Here is a 19,719-nt window from a genome sequence, read left to right on the forward strand (position 1 = left end):
TGATGGTCAAGCGAATGGCATCTTAAGCTTTTGTTTACGAATCACCTCTCAGAGCTAAATTTTATGCACTATTTTAGCCTTGACACGCTACTACGTATCTTTTCAAAAATCAAATACTAGTCCTATAGAAAAATACACTTCTAAATTGGATTGTTTCTTCAGATAGCAACTATTTCTTACAATCCTCTGAATTCCCCGTGTAAACGATCGATTGATAGCGTCCTTGGTCTGTTTGAATTGTTACACAGTAGTTGGTTTTGCCTTCTAGCCAGTAGCTGTAGCCCGAATCATCACTCTTGACCCATCGATAGCCCCGTTTTTTCACTGTGTTTTCTGCTTGTCCTGCCCTTGCTCCCACTAAATCGCTCAACCGAGAGACGGTAGTACCCGCTTCCGGCTGACGCCTAGCAGCAGCCCCCCGATTTCTGTTATCTGAGTTTTGTTGATTGGCAGATGTATCCCAATAGACAAAAATCGACTCATTGGCGAGACGATAAATCTGTCCTCGATCGCCAAGTCCAGATTGTCGATAGGCAGCATCACCATTTCGATCGCGATAATTGCCGGGTCGATTACCTGAAGGGAGCAGGTCATAGCTATTACCATTTTCTAGTTGAATGCTAACCGCACCCTGACGTTGGGAAAAGGTACAAGGGCCAGAAGATGTAGCGCGGTCTTCTCCTTTTGGGAATACATCGCAACGGGCATTCACGGTATCGGCTTTGACGGATATAGGAAAACTCAAAGAAGCGATCGCCAGTGCTACCGCTAAAAACGAATTTGAAGATTTGATCGCCATAAAACTCCTCAGTTATGACAACGAAGATCGCATTTTATATCATCCCCCTAAATGTGTATTTGCTAGTTAACAGTTGCAAACTTTCTTAACCTTGTTTTGTCATCCAAGAACTTTTGCCATTTTTGAATTCTAGAGCTTTTGTATAGGAAGCGTAGGCTAGCAAAAACCGCAGGCATCGCCAGATTTTTCTATTGAAGAATAATTTAGAAAAAGCAAGTCAGAATTAAAAGTGTGAGAGATTTAGACCTGCTACTAATTGAAGACCACATGGAGATAAAATTGCCATTTTACTTGTCCGAAAATCTCTCAAATTAATTAATGATAAAAAATTAAAGTTGGACGATGACCAACACTAATATCAGTTACTCAATCACTTGACCATAGATATGTTCCTGTTTAATCGCTTCCTCCATTCAATAATTCGGTTTGTGCTAGTCAGTGTGATGACGATCGCAATGGTGCTTGGTTGGAGTGCGATCGCTCACAGTCAACTACCTTCGTTACCTACCGCAGCCTCCAACGACCCGCACCAGCCACCTAAAGGTGTTACCCGCCTCGGTATGTATGAAATTGCCTCTGTGTATTCACCCTTAGACAGAGACTCCTTGTTTGAGATTGTCTCTCCCACTGTTTTTAATCGTAGCCAACCGCCAGACGGATCTCTTCCAGTAGAGGTACGTGCCGAAGAAATTACACAACGGCTGATGCGAGCGCTCGACCGAACTAATAAAGCTAAACAAACTCCTTTGGTTTCTATTGCCATTCTGAATCAGGATTCAATTCTCCAACTCAGTGACGATCGAACGACCCGTCCTTTGAGGCTGGTGACAGTAACAGAGCCAGATGCTGACTACTACGGGAAAAGTGTGGAGGAATTGGCGCAGGATTGGCAAAAAATATTACAAGCAGAAGTGGAACGCATTAATACACTCTTCTCGCATAAGGTATTGTGGCAACGAATTGGACAGGCACTACAAATCAGCGTTGGCTTAGTGTTGGGGAGTGTTGTGTTGTGGTTACTGCGGCGAACTCTAATTCGCAAACAGACGGCATTGCAAGTTAGCCATCAAGAGCAGATAGCTGCGGTAAAAGAGCATGTGGTCAAGCAATCTGAGGCAGAAACATCCACAACTATTGACACAATAGAGAGCAGCGACAGTCAAACAAAGACAGACACCATCGCCTATGGGCGATCGCAGTTTCTAGACACGATCCAGCGACAGTTCAGCCTCAAGCGCCAACTGGGGATCTATTCTCTGCTCACATGGCTACTGTTTTGGGCATTTATTCTGATGTGGTACATCGGGATTGTGGCGATCATGTATCGCGTCCCCTACCTTATGAGATGGTGGACGCAGGCTTTAGCCAGGCCCCTGGCGCTACTGATTATTTGGTTTTTCATCAGTCTTGTTATTCGGATCGGCAAAACCTTAATTGACCGCCTCACTGATGTCTGGACAACCCATTCCTCTGTTTCTTTGAGTGAAACTCAACGAATTGCGCTACGAGCTGCAACAGTTTCCGGGGCACTAAAAGGATTAATCACTTTTGTTTTCATCACCTTGGGTATCTTGCGCTCTCTAAACATATTTAATATGCCTACCAGTTCAATTTTGGCAGGGGGCGCTATCATTGGTATCGCCATTTCTCTTGGTTCCCAAAGTCTGATTAAAGATTTGGTCAATGGCTGCTTGATTTTGATGGAAGATCAATTTGCTGTGGGAGATGTAATTGAGATTGGGGATAAAAGCGGACTGGTGGAAAATCTCAACCTGCGGGTGACTCAACTACGTAATAACGAAGGTAAACTAATTACCATTCCCAATAGCAATATCACCAATGTTAGCAATCTCACCCGCCTCTGGTCGCGGGTAGACTTTTCTATTGTAGTGGCGTATGAAAACGACCCCAAGCAGGTTTTAGAGATTCTCAAGCAAGTATGCAAACAATTGTATAGCGAAGTAGAATGGCGCGATCGCCTGCCAGAATCGCCCCAAGTGTTGGGGATTGATGACCTATCCCATACGGGTATGTCAGTGCGCGTCTGGATTAAAACCGCACCTATGGAACAATGGAGCGTTGGGCGAGAGTTTCGTCTACGGGTGCGGCAAGCCTTTGAAGCAAACAATATTCAGATTGATGCAAATTGAGGATAGTTAAATTTTTGACAATTTTAACCCTTCAATATGCTACAAAACTTTTTTGCAAGATGATTAAATTAAGAGCAGCCCTCAACATATTCGACTTCTGGCAATTTACCCGCTCTGAACTGAGTGACAAGTTTACCATCAGTCTCGAAGACTAGGCGATAATTGCGATCGCTAGGGTCTTTCGGGATGAAAGTTAGGTAATGTCCGTTTTGGACGTATTTATGAGGTGTGACTTGAATTTGTCCTGGGTAAAGAGACTTGATTTGCGCCTCGGTGTCGCCAATTTTTGCACCTTTGAAGGTAGTAATCTGATTATTTTGCCTGACATCTACTCTCGAAATTCGACCTTTTGTTACCATGAACGAAAGATTTTTGGGTTCATTTTCTGGCTTAACATAATAGCAGTTGTTATTTGGTGAATCGCCCACTAGCTTAGTACCAGCAGCCTTTGCCGCTTGAGAGACAGTCATGCCGACTTTTACTGTGCCAATACCGTTAATAAACAGTTTTGACTGATTCGTTAGTTTCGCCTTGGCGACAACTGTGCTAATAGTCAAAGAAGAAACTGTTAGCATTACGGTGACAAAAGTCAATAATTTAGTTTTGTTATTCATAATTAGATATTTTCCTCAGTTAAGTCGATAATTTCATCGAAGCAGAAGTTGCGGACTAAATTTGCCAATTTTTCTGCCAAAGCAGAATGAGTTTGAGGAATTTGCTCAATGAGTTGCAAAATCCTTTCAGCATCGACTTCAACGGCTGCTTGATTAAGTTCTGTTAGCCATTGGGTAGGCATAACGGTAATTGCAGAGCGAAGATCCAAGATAGTAGATTGAGTATTTTCTAAATTGTTGCCTATTGCATCTTCATTGCTTTCTTCTGCACAGATATAACGCACCTGCAAATATTCAGCGATCTTTTCAAAAATCACTTGCTCTCGGAATGGCTTACGAACCAAATCGTCACAACCTGCGGCTAAGATACTTGCCTGTTGTTCTTCAAAAGCACTGGCAGTTAAGGCAATAATTACAGTGCGGAAATTTCTAGTTGTATTTTTTTCCTTGGCTCTAATCTCTTTAGTGGCATCGTAGCCGTTGATTACAGGCATCCGCATATCCATCCAAATTAGGTGAGGTTGCCAGGTTTGCCAAATAGCGATCGCTTCTTGTCCATTAGTCGCAGCCTGAATTTCAAAACCAATGCTACCAAGAAGTTGCACAATCAGATCGCGGTTTTCTTTACGGTCATCTACTACGAGAATACGGTAAGATGGTTGGCCTTCTGCTAGCTTCAGTACGCGTCCCTTATTCAATTTTGGTGCAGCTTTCAAAGCTGCGGCTAAATTCACTTGAATGTCAAAGCTAAAAATAGACCCTTGTCCAACGCTACTCGTTAAGTGAATATCGCCTCCCAGCAACCGCACAAATTGACGGCTGATAGTCAGTCCGAGTCCAGTTCCCTCTTTAGTTTGAATACCACTTGTCGTCTGGACAAAAGGCTGAAACAGGTTATTCATTTCTGCTGCCGCTATTCCCCGTCCAGTGTCTTCGACTTCAAAGTGTAGGGATTGGGAAGAGGCAGAGGGGCAGGGTGCGGGGGGCAGAGGGGAAAGACCTAGTGCAACTTCTCCCCTGCTCCCTGCTCCCTGCTCCCCTGCTCCCTGCTCCCTGCTCCCCTGCTCCCTGCTCCCTGCTCCCTGCTCCCCACTCCCCATCCTCACCCGCAACGTTACTCCCCCAGTCTGAGTAAACTTGACGGCGTTACCCAAAAGGTTGATTAGCACTTGGCGGAGTTTACCTTCATCTGTTTGGATGTAACGCGGGAGATTGGGAGCCATTTCAAATTTGAGAAACAATTGCTTTGCCTGTGTCCGCACTTGGAACATCTCTTGTAATGTTTGCAACAGCAGATATAGGTCGAAGTCTTCGGGGTTGAAAATGATTTGTCCAGCTTCAATTTTGGACATTTCCAAGACATCGTTAATCAGGTTAAGCAAGTGTTCTCCACTGCGGTTAATGGTAGCTAATGATTCGCGCTGGTTTGAGTTGAGGCTAGTGTCTCGCTCCATTAATTGGGAAAAACCCAAAATTGCATTTAGAGGGGTGCGGAGTTCGTGACTCATGTTAGCGAGGAAAGCACTCTTGGCTCGGTTGGCAGTTTCGGCGGCTTCTTTGGCAATTCTCAGCGCTTCTTCTGCCTGGTGTCTAGCTCGACCGATCGCAATTATTTCCCCTACCAGTTTCAATAGATTAATATCTTCTTGGTTCCAGGTTTTTGAGTAGTGAATCATCGCTGCACCAACAAACCCAACCACTTTGCCAGCATGAACCATTGGCACAGCTAGTATAGATTGAAACGACATACTTTCAAAAAGTTGTCGCTCAGGTAGATGCAGGGGTAAATCTTCCACACAAGAGATTTGTCGATGCCTACCACGGAGAATCGGCTCGTAGAAATAGGGGAAAACTTCCACAGGCGAACCTCTGGCAATATCAATTAATGGTGCAACATCTTCACCACACCATTCATGGATCAGGTTGAATTCACGTTTATCTTGGGAGCATTCAAAGATGCAACTGTGTTCAGCATCAATAAATTCAGCGATCACTCGCAGTGTAAAATTAATTGCTGTTGCTAAATCTTGGTCAATAAATTGCCGAGAAATGCTGCTGATTAAACTTTCGGCTTGAGTTCGACGTTGCAATGCTGCTTCTGCTTGTTTGCGATCGCTGATATCACGAGCTACGCCGACAATCTGAAAATTACCTTGGGCATCTTGTGTGCGGACTGCATTACTAGTTAGCCAAACCCAGCCCCCATTCCGATGTTTACCGCGGTACTCAGTCCCCGAAATTCCCTCACCTGTTGCCAGAATACTTTGGGCAACTTCCAGCCATTTTGGCAGATCGTCGGGATGAGTAAAGGATGCCAAAGAATTACCCTCTATTTCGCTGGGGGCAAATCCGGTAGTCTTCAAGATATTTGGAGAAATATAGTTGAAAACCCCATTAGCATCAAGAACAAACAGCACATCGTTAACTTTTTCAACAATAGTGCGAAACTTTAACTCGCTTTGCTGTAGGGCTGCTTCTGCTTGTTTGCGTTCCAATTCGGCACCGGCACGGGCAGCAAATATTTTCACAATCAGTTCGCGTCCCGGATCGGGTTTCATCGGTTTGACATCTATCACTGCTAGATGTCCAATGATTTCGCCGGATGAACTGGTGAGAGGAACGCCAAAAAAACTCTCGGCATTCATCTTCACTAAATCGGCATCTTCTGGGAAACTAGTTTGTACTGCTTGCGGGTAATGACACATATTGCCTCGCAAGGTGTGTTCGCAAGGAGTACCCTGTAGATCGTATTCCAAGTTATCGTTAATAGCCCCATTACACCAAAATGCCAAAGTGCGGACTCTCGTTTTTGGCTCATCATCAAACTCAGTCACTAAGGCATATTGAACCTGCAAGACTTCGGCAAGGTAACGAACGCAGGAATTGAAAAATTCATTGCCTGTTTTCGCGGCTGTACCCTCAACAATTAAGCGTAAAGCTTGTTCTTGCTGTTTGCGTTGGCTAATATCTGTAAAAACACAATCCAAACAGGATTCTTCGGCGTTGAGACGAAGTGATAACAGTACCCAAACAACAAATCCATCCAAGCGTCGCAGTGCTACTTCAAAATTGCGAACTTCGCCGGACTGTTCTAACTCTGCTAACATTTGCACCCGTTCTTCTGGATTGACATATAAATCAGTTGTGAAATACTTGCCAATTAAGTCAGCAGCAGAGGTAAAACCTAATATCTCGGCACCACGTTGATTTGCATCGATAATCAATCCATCTTTTTGACAGGTACGAAAAATCCCCACTTGGGAATTTTCAAAGATGTTGCGGTATTTCATTTCACTACGACGCAAGGCTTCTTCTGCTTGCTTGCGTTCTGTGATGTCGCGTCCTACGCCGGCGATCGCAATTTCACCGCTAGGAGTGTTAATTGTGGAAGTGTTAAAGTTGAACCATCGCCAGCTACCATCTTGGTGTCGCAATCGCACTTCAATATCAGTCAGCTTTTCACCAGTTATCGCCCTTTGTAAAGCACTGGCGCTAATTGCTGAGTCTTCCGGTTTGGTAAACTCCACCACAGAATGACCTTCGATTTCCTCTAGGCTGTAGCCCATGATTGCAGTCACATTCGGCGAGTGATAAGTAAAAATTCCCTCTGGCGAAAGCACAAATATCAGATCGTTGGCATTTTCCACAATGCTACGGAATTTTAACTCGCTTTCTTGGAGGGCTGCTTCGGCGCGTTTGCGTTCAGTGGCGTCAGTGCCGACTGAAAGAATTTCGATTAAGTTTCCTTGGGCATCTAAAATGGGTTTATTAGCCCAGACGATCCAGACGCGATCGCCATTTTTGCATAAGTTCTCGTTTTCATTAAATAGATAATTTTCTGGGTGCTGACAAATATCAACCATTAATGTCTGCAAATCGCGCCCAGAAGTTTCGGTTTCTGGAACGATTGTACCGATAACATTGCTTCCTGTAATTTCATCTGAATCGAAACCAAAAAGCTTTTGACCGTAGTCATTTAAAAATATAATGTCACCATTGCCATCCCAACGCAGAATGATACAGTTGGCTGTTTGCACCAAATCGCGGTACTGAGCTTCGCTTTGACGTAAGGCTTCTTCGGTGCGTTTGCGAGCCGTAATATCCCGGACTATTGCTAAAATATGTTGCTTGCCATTGTAGATACAGCTTGTTCCTTTGACTTCCACATTTATTAAACTGCCATCTTTGCAGATATCAACAGCTTGTCCATAAAATTGCTCGCCATATCGGGTTTTCTCGACAAACTCTAGAAAAACAGAATGCGAGCTTGGGTGAATATAACTAGATGGATGTAAAGTGAGAAATTCCTCATAAGAGTAACCGTGCATCTGACAAGCCGCCGGATTAACTTCGGCGACTTTTTCAGTCTCTATTTCAGTAATAAATAGTCCATCATTAATTGCTTCAAAAATACTGCGGTATTGTAATTCACTTTGTCGCAGTGCTGCTTCAGCCCTTTGGCGCTGGGTGATGTCGCGGAAACTCCACACTCTACCAATAATCTGTTCGCCGATGCGCTGAGGACAAGAGTAGCGCTCAAATACTCTGCCATCTTCTAGTTCTAACCAGTCGTAACTAACTAATTCCGGCTGTGAATATAATTCTCGGACTCGTTGCAAAAATTCATCAGGGTCTTTTAATTGGTTTGCCAGATACGCTAGTCGCTGAGGATGATCCGGTTCCGTCAAAAGTTCTGGTGGAATTGACCACATTTCTAAGAACTTTTGGTTATAACTAGCGATCTTACTTGAGCTATCGACTACTAATATACCATCTTGAATCGATTCAAAGATAGCGCTTAATAAAGATAGAGAGTTTTCTAAAGCTACTTGGGTTTGTTTGCGTTCGCTCAGATCCCGTCCTAAAACCACCAGAGCTTTGCGTCTACCATCTTGGTGAAATAGGGGAGCTTTAATCATATCTAAACTGCTCACTGTGCCATCAGGGCGAGGAACAGCTTCTTCTACCCGATGCACACATCCCAATTGCCAAGCTCGTTCATCTGTTTTGTTGCAGTTGAGCAAAGCATCATGATAAAAATTGCTAAATTCTGCCAGTTCTGAGTCTGTTTTGCCTTGATAATCAACGCCTTGTAGGTCTAAAAATTTTAGGTTAGCTTGGTTTGACAGCAACCATTTGCCCTCGCCGTCTTTTAAACAGATAATATCGGGTGTAGCGTTAATTAATGTCTGCAATCGCTCCTCAATCTCTTGTAAGGATTCTTGAGTTCGTTGCGTCAATGTGATATCCCGAATCACTAGTATTGCACAGCGATCGCCAGTCATTCCGGTAGAGCTACCAGAAATTTGTAATGTTATTTGCTCATCTTGCTGCAACTGATAATTTGTTGTTTCATACTCTCCATTGAGTATCTGCACATCAGGATAGCAGGATAAAGCAACTGGTTGTCCTAATTGTGTCAGGGGTAGCAAGTCAGTTAACTTCGCACCGCACACAGTACCGTGAGGTTGGTTTACTAAAGACTCAAAGCGAGAATTGCACCATTGAATCAGTCGGTCTTCTCCTACCCAAACTACAGCATCAGCGATCGCACCCAGCGTTACTTCCATCTTGTTCGCAGTGGCTTGCAATTGCTCTACCTGCTCTAGCTGTAGTGTATTCATCAAGACTCCTGTTAAATAATTCGTAATACTCGCCAAAGGCGAGAAGCAAGCTACGTAATTCGTAATTTTTATTAATTAAGTACTGTACAAATTAACAATCATGTGCTAAGGATGATACTAGTAAATCTGTATAGTGATTGTATCGTTAGTCTCTGACTGAAATATTCGACTACAGCAAAACTACATATTTTCTTCATTTTACAAAAATGCGTACGCCAAATTAACAATTGCGTACGCCAAAATAACAAATGCGATCGCCAAATCAGCAATTGCGAACACCAAATCAACAATTGCGATCGCCAAATCAGCAAATGCGAACACCAAATCAACAATTGCGTTCGCCAAATCAGCAATTGCGAACACCAAATCAACAATTGCGTACTCCAAATCAGCAATTGCGTACGCCAAATCAACAATTGCGTACGCCAAATCAACAATTGCGTACGCCAAATCAGCAAATGTGTAGGCATCTCAAAATATAGCGGTTTTTTCCTCGTTCCCATGCTCCCTGCTTCCTGCCCCCTGCCCCCTGCTCCCTGCCCCCTGCTCCCTGCCCCCTGCCCCCTGCCGTCTTAATGATAAGTCTTTAACCCGACACGATATTACCCCCAGCAGCAGCTTGGTATAAAGATTGTATCGTTAGCCCATCATTGGGGTATTCGACTACAGTGAAATTACATATTACCTGAAAGCGATCGCCTTTGAAGGCTGTGAATATTTGTTGGCGCAGGGTAGTTAAAATCTCACTCAGGCGATGGTTTACTTCTGTCTTTGTTAATCCAGAAACTCCCACGACAAATTCACCATTACCCCAATAACCTAGTACTTCACCACTGCAAAATGCCGATTGGAATAAACGACTCCATCTTTGCAATACTTGATTTCCAGCCTGATGACCATACTTAATATTAATTTGACGCAAATCAGTCACGCTTAAGATTGCCAAACAAACAGATTGCTGATTTTTCTCAGCTTGAGCAATTAGGTGCTGCAAGTCGCGGTTAGACTGAAACTGATTTGTTAGTCCGGTTAAGGGATCTTTAGTAGAAAGCGATTGTAGTAAACGACTGCGTTCTAAGCGATGGGTAATGCGTGCCAACAATTCTGCACCGACAACAGGTTTAATCACATAATCATCTCCCCCAACCGCAAACACTTGCTGCACAGTTTCCATTTCTCGGTGAGCAGTCAGAAACACAATCGGTAATTCCTGCCATTGAGGATCGGTACGAACTGCTCGGCAAAGTTCGATACCATTTATATGAGGCATTTCCACATCCAAAATCAACAAATCCGGTTTAGTAGATTGCAATACTTCCCAGAAACGTAACGGATTTTCTAATCCTGTCATCCGCATACCCCACGGCTCTAACATTGGGCGCAGTGCTGCTAAAATCAACGGATCGTCATCTACTGCCAGTATATTTACCCGCAAAGAACGAGTACGTTGTAATATCTGGGACGAAACATCCCAAACTTGAGCAGCTGTTACAGGCTTGACCAAAAAACCCCGCGCCCCATATTGAGCAAAAGTTACGCGTTCTACTAACTCATCAGTTGCAGCCAGCACCAGAACGGGTACGGGTGGGGTACGCGTTGCTAAGTCCCTTAGTAGTGCTAAACTTTCCTTACGCCAGCCGATATCATCTATATTTAGCACTACTAAATCTGGTGATGTGGTTTGGAGAAAGTTCTTTGCATCCTCTAAGTTGCTAATTTGCTGCCAGCATATTCCCATGCACTCAACCAGTTGTTGCAACTGAGAACCTAGTTGCAGATTCGGGTCAATTAAGACCAATCGGGTACTAATTTCGGGTGCGATCGCAGCCGAAGTTTGATAATCTACATTTTGCCCCATCAGGTTGATGATGTTACCCAAACCTTCAATCAGCCCTAGCAATTGCCGCTTTTCACTTACTGACAAATCACCATCTTTCCCTAAAATCTGTTCAATTTGCCGCGCTAGCAGAGTACCATTGTCTTGCTCAAACATTCCCAAGACACCAGCTAGTTTGTGCGCCTCTCGTTCTCCCGATTTACGTAACTCCCCAGTCAGCGTTTTACCAGATAATGCAGTCGCCAATTCTTGCAGCACCGTCAATCGCTGCACCATCAACCCCTGATATTGTTTCCACAAGCCACCCATCGCTTGCTGAAACTGCTCCTCAACATCACGATTAGAAATTCGAGATTTTTCTTCCTCCCCCTGCTGCCCTGCCCCTTGGTCACTGAGCGTAGCCGAAGTGCTGCCCCCCTGCTTCCCCTGCTCTCTTCCAGGATTCAGCCGATATCCCAAACCATAAACATTTTCAATCCAATCTACTGCTCCGGCTGCTTTTAACTTTTGTCGTAAGTATTTGATGTGAGATTTTACAGTTTCTTCCTGGGGTGGGTCGTCAAAAGTCCACAAATGCTCAATGATATCCCCCCGACTAAAAACACGCGATGGATTCCGTAAAAATAGCTCCAGCAAACTATATTCTTTGGCTGTTAATTCCAGCAGTTTGTTGTTATATGTGACTTCGCAACTACTGGGATCTAGTCGCAGCGCGCCTACTTCCAGTATAGGAGTACAGGGGCGATCGCCTCGACGGATCAGCGCTCGTATCCGTGCTTGCAGTTCTTCCAAATCTAAAGGTTTGATCAGATAATCGTCTGCACCTGCATCAAGTCCTTGAATCCGCTCTTTACTACCATCTCTCGCCGTCATCAAAAGAATCGGAGTGAAGCAACCACCAGAACGCAATCGCTGACACAATGTAATCCCGTCTAGTTTTGGTAATCCTACATCTATTAATAACAGGTCATAGTTCGTACTTTGCGTGTATTCCCAACCCATTTGTCCGTCTTGTACGACATCAACAACATAGTGTTGCTTAGTCAGAGACTTCAACAAGACACTTGCTAAAATTTCTTCATCTTCGATTAGCAAGATTCTCATACACCCGTCCAAAATATAATTTGCTACTTTACCCAAAAAAAATAGTACATTAGGTAGTTATTTTTCTACAAGGAAAAAATAAAATAATTTAGCAAGTCTTCTTATTTCGGTTACATTGAATTCACCTTATATCTAGCTATTAACTTCTCACTCTAAAAAATGGTTCCTTCCAAACGAGTTTATTTATTATTAGTTTTGGGTATAGCGATCGCCCCGATTCTATCCTTATTTATCAGCATTAGAGCAACCATCGCGATCGCTGTGTTATTTAATGCCATCATTCTCGGACTGATGGTTGCAGATGGTTTGCGGGTGCGGCGTTCTCGCGTGCAAATTACCCGCGAATTACCGTCACGATTATCCATTGGGCGAGATAATCCCGTAGTGCTAAAGGCGACATCACCAAATACCGACGCTCAAATTGAAATCCGCGACTATTACCCAACAGGATTTGGCGTGTCTGCACCTGCACTGAGCGCTATTGTTCCCAGTAACAGCACTGAGGAATTAACGTATACTGTCCACCCAACACAGCGAGGAGAGTTTCCTTGGGGAAATATTCAAGTCCGACAGTTGGGGCTTTGGGGACTAGCTTGGAATGATTGGCAAATTCCCCAAAGTAAAAGAGTGAAAGTTTATCCTGATTTAGTAGGATTGCGATCGCTCACCATTCGTCTGACACTGCAATCATCGGGATCGATGCGTCAATCTCGCAAAACTGGTATTGGTACAGAGTTTGCCGAACTGCGAAACTATCGCACAGGTGACGATTTGCGGTTTATTGATTGGAAAGCTACTGCCCATCGGGTTGGGGCTTATGGTAATGCCATGCCACTGGTCAGGGTTTTGGAACCAGAACAGGAACAAACATTACTGATATTACTCGATCGCGGTCGGCTAATGACAGCAAAGGTGCAGAATTTGCAGCGATTTGACTGGGGATTGAATGCAACTTTATCCTTAGCTTTAGCAGGTTTGCATCGAGGCGATCGCGTGGGTGTTGGTGTATTTGACCGCCAAATGCATACGTGGATTCCCCCAGAACGCGGTCAACATCATTTGAATCAGCTAATCGATCGTTTAACTCCACTTCAACCAGTATTATTTGAATCTGATTATTTGGGGGCAGTAACAAATGTTGTGCAGCGACAAACTCGGAGGGCGCTGGTAGTAGTGATTACCGATTTAGTTGATATCACTGCCTCTACAGAACTTCTAGCCGCACTCTCCAAGTTAGCACCCCGCTACCTTCCATTTTGCGTGACTTTGCGAGATCCACAAGTCGATCGTCTAGCACACACCTTTACAGATGATGTTGCAGGTGCTTATACCCGTGCAGTAGCACTAGATTTATTAATGCAACGACAAGTAGCTTATGCCCAATTGAAACAAAAAGGTGTATTGGTTCTAGATGCGCCAGCAAATCAAATTGCCGATCGGTTAGTTGAGCGATATCTGCAACTCAAAGCGCGAAATCAACTTTAGTAATTGTCGGGGTTGCTGAATCAAGGGATGATTCTTGTAGGGCGGGCGAGACGCCTACCCTAAAATACAAGGGACGGGCTTTTCGGCCCATCTCACAAAACTAGCAAAATTATCCCGCAAATATGCAACGCCTAGTAATTGTCACTCTAACTTATGTATTTTTATTCAATTATTTAGCGGAGGTATAAACTTTGCTTAAAATTATCCAGGTAAAGACTGATGAACATAACTCTCATATCCAGGAAGTATTTTGGGAATATTTTAATGAGACTAAGTTGATATTCAGCAATCAATTCGGCATCAATTTAAATGCTAATACATTCTTTGACCAATATATGACTCAACTCCACGAATTTCTACCACCTTCAGGGCGCTTGCTTTTGGGACAATATGAGGAAAAAATAGCTGGCTGCGCTTGCTTGCGAAAGATTGGTAAAGATATTGGCGAAATTAAAAGAATGTATGTCAAACCAGAATTTCGCAGAAAAGGAATCGGTCGGTCTTTATTAGAAGCTATCATCAACGAAGCTGCCTACATTGGTTACTCAAAGATACGTTTAGACAGTGCCCCTTTTGCCAAAGAAGCACACGCACTTTATCATATATTTGGCTTTCAGAATATCGCTCCGTATTTGGAAAAAACCGAGATTCCTCTAGAACATCGAGCAAACTGGGTTTTTATGGAATTAGTTTTAGAGGATGTTTGAAAAGTTATGATTGATGTATTAAATATTCACAAGATGTAAGAAGCGGGAATAGTTCGCGAGCACATTATTCGCAAACCCACTATTAATCTTTGTTGTATTTGACTGGTTCCCAGCCTCCAGGCTGGGAACCGATCCTGGGAGGCTCTGCCTCCAGTGGCTTGACCAGAGGCAGAGCCTCTCGTAATACATTCTCAAGCCTCCAGGCTGGGAACTAGGCAACACAAGACTTTGGGTTTATCTTAGTGCCATTCGCATTTAACTTTTGTTTCCTGCTTTCAACTCTTAATCGATGTGGTTTCGGTTCTGCCTTGTGCTTCCTGTTTCTTGCCTTCTTCATCTGTACCTGAGCGGTACCTAATCTTCAGCACTAAAATCACCGATGCAATAAGTAAGGTAACAATGTTAGCAGCAATCAAAGGAATATCATGAACAGAAAAACCATAAATCAACCATAAAATAATACCTACACAAAGAATAATTAACATACTCCAAGAAAGGTCATTGGCTGATTTGGACTGCCAAGTTTTAATAAGTTGAGGGAGATATGCGAGTGTAGTCAGTACTCCTGCTACTAGCCCTAAAATAGTTGTAAAATCGATTTCCATTTTGTTCCCTACCTCAAGTTTTTCAGTTAAGTGATCCTATGCAGTAAAAGAAATATTTAACTGGAGATTACCACACTCTCATTGTTTGCTGATTCTCTCTAAAGGCGTTTTTTCATTCCTTCTGATAGCCTATTGACATAAAGCAAAAAGAGAATTTTTCATTTTGGAGCCTGAGAATAAAATTCTGCCTGCGATCGCATTAGTAAATTCCTCAAATGAACTATAATATTTTGATAAAATTGAGACATTTACACCCAACTTATAAGCCGCCTACATTGGTTACTCAAGGATACGTTTAGATAGTGCCTCTTTGGCAAAAGAAGCACACGCACTTTATCGTGTATTTGGCTTTCAGAATATTGAACCGTATTTGGAAAAACCGAGATTCCTCTAGAACATCGAGCAGACTGGATTTTTATGGAATTAATTTTAAAATGATTCATATCCGTTGTGAAACTCTGCCAGACTACACAGCAATAGCTGAGGTGAATACATTAGCCTTTGGGCAAGAAAACGAAGCTAAACTTATAGAGAAAATTCGCTATTCTGACCGTTATATTTCTGAACTTTCTCTAGTTGCAGAAGTTGAAAATGTTGTAGTCGCTCATATTTTATTCAGCTATATTGACCTAGTAGGTGAAGAAACACTACAGGTACTTGGTTTAGCACCTTTGGCAGTTCATCCACAGTTTCAAAGACAAAGAATTGGCAGCGCACTAATAAAAGCAGGGTTAGAAATAGCAGAGGCAAACAAAGAATCCATAGTAATTGTACTAGGTCATCCCCATTTCTATACTCGCTTTGGTTTTCAGCCTTCTGTTGTTTATGAAATCGAGTCTCCCTTTCCAGTACCAGAGGAATTTTTCATGGTGAAACCACTGCAAAACTATCAAAAGCAGTATCAAGGCAAGGTTGTTTATCCAGCTGCTTTTGATGAAGTATAGTACAATACAGTTTAATTAAATATTTCTTCTTTCTCTTCTCTATGAAAGGGTGCGCCAACGAGATGTTGCGCGTAGCTTGTTTCACCGTAGGAGTACGCGATTCGTTATTACTCTTGACTTTTCACATGATGTAAGAAACGGGAATAGTTCGCGCGCACATTATTCCTAAACCCACTACTAATCTTTGTTGTATTTAGAAGTTTCTTCAATTAAATCTTTCAAACCCTGGTCTAAAGTTTTAATTGAACGATCTAATGCTTCGATTTTGGCTTTTAGAAAAATTTGTTCTACAGCATCCAGGTATGCTTGACTACCAGCTTTACCTAAATGCTTGTAACGAGAACTCTTACCATCAGTCTTCGTTGGAAATATTGCCACACTCGCGTGTAACTTATAGTACCAATATACTGAGTTTCTGCCTTTAGCAAGATAGCGAACAATCCAACAGGAAGATGCAGCTACTTCTTCCGAAGCACTTGCACTTATTGCTTGGATTTCTTTTTGAAGATGCTCTTTAGCTTGAACTACGCAATTTATGCGTGCATATAAATCTTCTTGGGGCGAGGGTTTTGAGTTATTAGGCATAAAATAAAAATTCTACGGTTCGCGAATAATTTATACAAACCATTCTTGGCTTTACAAAGCTTTTAAACAATTAAAATTAAACCATTAGTTTCAAAATGTAATAACCAATACAACAAAATGTAATAAACCGTGCAACAAAATGTAGTAAAGAATACAACAAGCAAGTTTGGCACGAGGTTTCCAACTCTAACTAACCTCTTCACCAAACTTGTATCCTAATTACACTATTTTTTATATATTCTAAGTATTCTCCTAGCGGCACTATTGTGCGCATTGTCCAATTAATAGTGAATTCAACACTATTTTTGCTTTGGAGGTGTATATTCAAGCAGCAGATACATCTGTGATTTAGTTAACATGTATGATGCAACAATTTGTAGTTTAGTTCAATACAAATAAGTCGTTCTTAATAGTTAATCGCTATAAATAAGTCATTCTTAATAGTTGTGCGGCAATCAAAGTCAAAAAACCTATCATCAAAGATATCTCTCACCCACCAAGCGATCGCTTTCTGCTTTGTAGCCCGATTTCAGAATCTGATAATACTCTTTTATCTGCCAACGATATGTATACCAACGGAGAATAGACAAATATTTTTGTGTGTGGTAGGAGACTTGTTTGTTAATACCTAAAATCGGAAAATTATTTTATCTATTTACGGTTCGCGAATATCATTCGCGAACCAATACTGTTCTTAAAATCGCTTGAAAAGCGACTAAATATTCTCCGCAGAAGTAGTAATGCTTCCATTGCAACTTCTTAATGATTTCTCTACTATCATATTGATAAACTTCTTACAAATGTGAGCTAAAACGTCTCTATGACTAAGATACAGAGGATCTGAAAGTACCTAAAATCAGTCACAGCAAAATACTTTTCAAACAACCTCTAAAGACAAAATGAGGTAAATAGCTTGACAGAGCGAGCTTTTTTATGGATGATATGCAAAAAATTTATGTAAAACTACTATTTATTAATTTCTAATAGTGCTATTCTTTTTTGTGGCGCGAAAAAGCAATCGGTAGATTGTCCTCAGACAATAATCCTAAATAGGAAGTTAATCAGAGGTAAACAGGAAGTTAACAAGGGAGAAGTATGCTTAAAATTCGTGATTTAGACTGCCAGCAGAGTTATTTAAAATCTCTATATGATGAGGAAGTCAAAAACTTAGTTGGAGGCGCTGGTACTACGATTTTACTATTGACAAGTGGAACGATAGCTGTTTACGACGACACAGGAGCTAAGATAGACGCTAGTACTATTAGTTCTGCTGCAATAACAGCAGACGCTTTCGGTAATAAAACAGTAACGGGTGGAACTTTAATTCAAGCAACAGTAAGACCAATCAAGAAAAAATAACGCGACGTTAGCCTCAAAAACCTTTTTTCAAGTTTCCCAATAGAATTTAACGGAAGTACTCTGAGCGTTAGAGTATGTTTGCAAATTCAAACATACTCTAAACTCGACTTAATCCAAAATTAAAAACCCGGTTTTCTTTATCCAGCAAAAACCCTGGCTTTTTGGCAAATACTTTTTCAACATCACAGATTACCGATGAAGTTAAAAAAGTAAAACTACTTTTGCACAAAGATTTCAGGGATAATATTCGCTTTGCTAAAAAATGGATAAAGTCGAGCCAACTCTATAAGTCAAATAAAATAACAATTCGCTTGTTTGGCACTTTGACTTTAAGTGTTTGCTTTTGCTCTAAGCACTTTTAGTTGAATAAGAATTCAGAAGTCATAATTAATTCATTTGGGGGTTCAGACCCGCAACTAATTGTTGGCGTAGTGTCCCGTAGGGAAGACTACTAAATTTACAATTTTGTGGGAGTCTTAAACCCGCTTATTGAGACGTTCGCGGATTCGCTCTAAGCGTATTCTTGCAAAAAAGCAAGCTACGCGTAGTGTTTCTAAGAGTTGCTATGCTGTAGGCTGCGCTATCCGCTTTTTCGGTCAGAATACCCTTCTTGCATTCTGACTCCTGAATTATGTTTCGATAAATCATGATGTAGAAAGAGCTGGTGTTCAAGATAATTCCTTTAAAAGTGAATTATCAACCCAGTTCTTATTTGCATATTAATTATTTTGATAATTAAAAACTAAAACAACAATTTTAGTGGCGTTATACTCCATCTAAATTGTTATTTTTTAGTAAAAAGATCCAAGGCAAATTTACAAAACTTAAGCAAAAAAGTGTTGCAAAATTCTCTGAATTGTTTATAGTTATTTTGTTGAACAAACGCAGTTCAAATTTCAATTAATCTTTTTGGAATAGATAGAATCTATGGCTAAGATAAAAATATCTGAATTGCAGCCAGAAAGCCAATTTGAGAAACTTTCTGATGCCGATTTACGGTTAGTTAATGGAGGCGATGGGTTCCAATTTGTTACAACTGGTTCTGCTCTTGTCACAGGTGTAACTATTGGCCCGGGAAGGATTCAAAACGCTACTACATCACAAGCTGGATTAAATGCAGGGGCCGGATCGCCATTTATCTCTGCTTTTGCTAACGCTGGTGGTTTCTCACAGTCTTTCCCTTCTTAAAAATCATCAAGGGAAATTTTAGAAGGATTGTAAATAAGATACGTCAACGTATTACCAAGAAAACTCAAAGAGGAAATTATGGCTAATATCAAAATCGCTGAATTATCTAGCTTGCTTGAAGAAGTATCAGCTACAGATTTGGAGACTGTTCATGGTGGAGTTACACCACCTGCGACACCTGGTATTCAAGCTACTGGATCGACTTCAGGAGTCGGCATAGGTTTTTCTGCTGGTGGATCGACGGGTGTCAGTACAAACAGTTTCAGTAACCTTAATGGTACAGTAGGGAATTTCTTCGTAAATTTTGGAACATCCACCCAGGGATTTACTTCACCCTTTTAGATAACTCAATGCTTTAGGCATTACCTAAAGCTGCATTTTTAGGGCTGGAGTTAAAATTTGACTCTAGCCCTTCATTTTTTAACGTCGTGCTTGTAATGTCGCTAATAGTGCGATGCAAGTATATATTCATTTCAGTCAAGGCTTTGAAATTTTATTTAACGTAAATTTGACGGTTCTAAAAAACCCTGCTTCTATTCCTTACGCCCACTCTTCCAGAGGCTTTGAAACCATGATTTTTTCATTGGAAACAAAGAATATTTCTGCCTCTCTTTGCGTCAAAGAGGGGTTGGGGAGAGGTTCATCGAACTAACATTTATTTAGATGTGTTTGCCATAGCCTGATTTATATCTTGTGCTATTTTCACCTTGATCTGAAA

14 protein-coding genes are annotated in these 19,719 nt (G+C 41.8%); 8 read left to right on the top strand and 6 right to left on the bottom strand.

From position 1 onward, the window contains the following. Positions 1–169: 169 nt before the first annotated feature. Positions 170–799, bottom strand: coding sequence for a hypothetical protein (locus tag RM368_RS30465; RefSeq protein WP_322697511.1), 630 nt, complete (start codon positions 797–799; stop codon positions 170–172). A gap of 386 nt (positions 800–1,185) precedes the next feature. On the opposite strand from RM368_RS30465, the gene RM368_RS30470 reads away from it, so the two are divergent. Continuing rightward, entirely contained in the window at positions 1,186–2,949 is a 1,764-nt protein-coding gene (locus tag RM368_RS30470; RefSeq protein WP_322697512.1) for a mechanosensitive ion channel family protein, read from the top strand. Between the two features lie 68 nt (positions 2,950–3,017). Here the strand turns inward: RM368_RS30470 and RM368_RS30475 are convergent, their stop codons facing one another. Continuing rightward, complete coding sequence (locus RM368_RS30475) at positions 3,018–3,563, bottom strand: hypothetical protein (RefSeq protein WP_322697513.1); 546 nt, start codon at positions 3,561–3,563, stop codon at positions 3,018–3,020. Positions 3,564–3,565: 2 nt separating this feature from the next. Further along, complete coding sequence (locus RM368_RS30480; protein ID WP_322697514.1) at positions 3,566–9,187, bottom strand: PAS domain S-box protein; 5,622 nt, start codon at positions 9,185–9,187, stop codon at positions 3,566–3,568. Between the two features lie 248 nt (positions 9,188–9,435). On the opposite strand from RM368_RS30480, the gene RM368_RS30485 reads away from it, so the two are divergent. After that, a complete protein-coding gene (locus tag RM368_RS30485) occupies positions 9,436–9,669 on the top strand; it encodes a hypothetical protein (RefSeq protein WP_322697515.1) in 234 nt (77 codons plus the stop codon). Between the two features lie 104 nt (positions 9,670–9,773). Here RM368_RS30485 and RM368_RS30490 read toward each other — a convergent pair whose 3' ends face one another. Further along, entirely contained in the window at positions 9,774–12,128 is a 2,355-nt protein-coding gene (locus RM368_RS30490; RefSeq protein ID WP_322697516.1) for a response regulator, read from the bottom strand. 159 nt (positions 12,129–12,287) lie between these two features. On the opposite strand from RM368_RS30490, the gene RM368_RS30495 reads away from it, so the two are divergent. Further along, the gene (locus RM368_RS30495; protein ID WP_322697517.1) at positions 12,288–13,613 is read left to right on the top strand and encodes a DUF58 domain-containing protein; all 1,326 of its coding nucleotides are present in this window, start codon (positions 12,288–12,290) and stop codon (positions 13,611–13,613) included. A 191-nt stretch (positions 13,614–13,804) separates the two neighbouring features. After that, positions 13,805–14,320, top strand: coding sequence for a GNAT family N-acetyltransferase (locus RM368_RS30500; protein ID WP_322697518.1), 516 nt, complete (start codon positions 13,805–13,807; stop codon positions 14,318–14,320). A gap of 275 nt (positions 14,321–14,595) precedes the next feature. Here the strand turns inward: RM368_RS30500 and RM368_RS30505 are convergent, their stop codons facing one another. Continuing rightward, the gene (locus RM368_RS30505) at positions 14,596–14,925 is read right to left on the bottom strand and encodes a SemiSWEET transporter (RefSeq protein WP_322697519.1); all 330 of its coding nucleotides are present in this window, start codon (positions 14,923–14,925) and stop codon (positions 14,596–14,598) included. A 434-nt stretch (positions 14,926–15,359) separates the two neighbouring features. Between RM368_RS30505 and RM368_RS30510 the strand changes: the two genes are divergently transcribed. After that, complete coding sequence (locus RM368_RS30510) at positions 15,360–15,869, top strand: N-acetyltransferase (protein WP_322697520.1); 510 nt, start codon at positions 15,360–15,362, stop codon at positions 15,867–15,869. Between the two features lie 177 nt (positions 15,870–16,046). On the opposite strand, the gene RM368_RS30515 is transcribed toward RM368_RS30510, so the two are convergent. Next, positions 16,047–16,454, bottom strand: a complete 408-nt coding sequence (locus tag RM368_RS30515) for a hypothetical protein (protein ID WP_322697521.1) — start codon at positions 16,452–16,454, stop codon at positions 16,047–16,049. 1,095 nt (positions 16,455–17,549) lie between these two features. Between RM368_RS30515 and RM368_RS30520 the strand changes: the two genes are divergently transcribed. The 3 genes from RM368_RS30520 to RM368_RS30530 all read left to right on the top strand — a co-directional run bounded on the left by RM368_RS30520 (position 17,550) and on the right by RM368_RS30530 (position 19,343). Continuing rightward, on the top strand, positions 17,550–17,813 hold the full coding sequence (locus RM368_RS30520; protein ID WP_322697522.1) for a hypothetical protein: 264 nt from the start codon (positions 17,550–17,552) through the stop codon (positions 17,811–17,813). A gap of 927 nt (positions 17,814–18,740) precedes the next feature. Then, on the top strand, positions 18,741–19,001 hold the full coding sequence (locus RM368_RS30525) for a hypothetical protein (protein WP_322697523.1): 261 nt from the start codon (positions 18,741–18,743) through the stop codon (positions 18,999–19,001). Between the two features lie 78 nt (positions 19,002–19,079). After that, positions 19,080–19,343 (top strand): hypothetical protein, encoded by a 264-nt coding sequence (locus RM368_RS30530; protein WP_322697524.1) that lies wholly within the window; start codon positions 19,080–19,082, stop codon positions 19,341–19,343. Positions 19,344–19,719: the final 376 nt, after the last annotated feature.

It is taken from the genome of Nostoc sp. DedSLP03, from assembly GCF_034530815.1.
In the GTDB taxonomy this organism is placed as follows: Bacteria; Cyanobacteriota; Cyanobacteriia; order Cyanobacteriales; family Nostocaceae; genus Nostoc.